We start from the raw sequence: 1064 nt of genomic DNA on the forward strand, positions 1-1064 counted from the left end.
GAGCGGGATGACCCAAAACCTCAGCGCTGCTGATGCGGCCCGTGCACACCGCTCGGGAATCGTGCCGATGGCTACCGAAGATGCCTTGGCGCTGTTTGATCGGTCGATGCATGCGGGCCGTGCTGTGGTGCTGCCGGTTCGGATGGATCTGAAGGCGTTGGGGGATCGGCCGGTACCGGTACCGCCGGTGCTGCGTCAGCTGGTGCGCAGGCCGGTCCGTAAGGCAGCGGCCGGGCACGATGATGGCTCGGGCACTGAGTGGCGCGAGCGAATCGCCATGGCCGTTCCCGAAGAGCGGGAGCAACTGCTGCTCGACCTGGTCCGTACCCACCTTGCCACCGTATTGGGACGAACCGACCCTCACGACATCGACGCGGAGGGTGGGCTCCTCGAAATGGGCTTGGATTCCCTCACCGCGGTGGAACTACGCAATCACCTCGGCACGGCAACAGGTCTTCGGCTGCCCACCACCGTGGTCTTCGATCACCCGACTTCCATGGCTCTCGCGAAGTATCTGGCCTCACGCCTGGGTGACAGTGTCTCGAAAACGGAACGGAACAGCGCACACGGCGTACTGGCGGAGATCGAGAAGCTCCACACGATGCTCGGCAACGTTTTCCTTGCCGACGAGGAGCATTCCATGGCGGCTGGTCGATTGACGGATGTTCTGGCTCAGTTCAAGCAGCGCGGCACGGGTGATGTCGCCGACGCCGAAAGCATTGAAGCAGCGACTGATGAAGAGCTGTTCGAACTCCTCGACGGCGACCTGTAGCACGAATAGCTCCTCTGAATCCTTGGCCCACATCTTCTAGGAAGGCAATTCCTCGATGGCGGACGCGGCGCAGCTACGTACGTACCTCAAGCGAGCCACTGTTGACCTGCGTGAGGCTCGGGGGCGCCTGCGCGAGGTTGAGGAGCGCGCGCGGGAGCCGATTGCGATTGTGGGGGTGGGGTGTCGGTATCCGGGTGGTGTGGTTTCGCCAGAGGGGTTGTGGGATTTGGTGGCCGGTGGGGCGGACGCTATTTCCGGTTTTCCGGTGGATCGTGGTTGGGATTTGGAGGGT

Annotated in this window: 2 protein-coding genes; both read left to right on the plus strand. The window is 63.0% G+C overall.

Going from position 1 to position 1064, the window contains the following annotated elements:
* A partial coding sequence (locus JK364_RS54365; protein ID WP_230993988.1) for a phosphopantetheine-binding protein occupies positions 1-772 on the plus strand: 772 nt, incomplete at its 5' end.
* Between the two features lie 55 nt (positions 773-827).
* The coding region (locus JK364_RS54370) for a beta-ketoacyl synthase N-terminal-like domain-containing protein (RefSeq protein WP_201858871.1) at positions 828-1064 on the plus strand (237 nt) is incomplete at its 3' end.

The sequence above is a fragment of the Streptomyces endocoffeicus genome (assembly GCF_016741935.1).
Lineage (GTDB): Bacteria > Actinomycetota > Actinomycetes > Streptomycetales > Streptomycetaceae > Streptomyces > Streptomyces endocoffeicus.